Origin of the sequence: Bartonella sp. AA168HLJHH, from assembly GCF_042197365.1 — a bacterium.
Taxonomy (GTDB): Bacteria; Pseudomonadota; Alphaproteobacteria; order Rhizobiales; family Rhizobiaceae; genus Bartonella.
In genome coordinates this window covers 1-672 of sequence record NZ_JBHIRS010000083.1, presented here as the reverse complement: position 1 = coordinate 672, position 672 = coordinate 1, and the positions used below count along the sequence as shown (strand labels likewise).

General features: G+C 35.6%; 1 protein-coding gene. It reads left to right on the top strand.

Annotated features, from left to right (window positions below; genetic code table 11):
* Nucleotides 1-202 precede the first annotated feature (202 nt).
* Nucleotides 203-672: DNA adenine methylase (locus tag ACFINM_RS09870; protein WP_375641384.1), on the top strand; the 470-nt coding region annotated here is incomplete at its 3' end.

Sequence of the window (672 nt, the reverse complement as noted above, 5' to 3'; positions counted from 1 at the left end):
AAAATGATGTCTCGCTTGATGAAGTGGATAGCATTTTTTCTTTTTTTGCTTATTCTTGATTTTGCACGCCTCATGGACGCGCTAGATAATGTCATTGCACATTTAAAGCAGTGGTTTTCAAAGAACTAGTCTCACTAAATTTATCCTTAAAATATGAAAAAATGATTAGGCTTGCAAAAGCTTGAGGGAATGAACTTCGCTTATGAAAGAGGAAAGTTTTACACAAACACTGTTTGCGTGGATGGGTGGTAAACACTATCTGCGTAAGAAAATTATACCGATTTTAAATAGTATTGAACATGAAACCTATGTTGAACCATTTTTAGGCTCTGGTGTTATTTTCCTAAATAAAAAACCAGCAAAATATTCTGTGATTAATGATTTGAATGGAGAGATCACGAATCTGTTTCAATGCGTTCAAAACCATTTTGATGATTTAGCTAAACGATTGGAGTGGTTTGTTTGTTCAAGACAGTTGTTTTTTGACCTTGCTGCGATTGACCCAGAAGAGCTTTCCAAAGTTGAAAAAGCCGCACGTTTTTTATTTCTCCAGCGTTGTGTGATGTATGGGAAAAAAGAGTATGTCTCTTTTAGCTTTGGAAGGAAAAAGCCTATAGCATTTAATCCCGAAAAGCTGTTATCAAGGATGAGACGTGTTAGACAGAAGCTTCT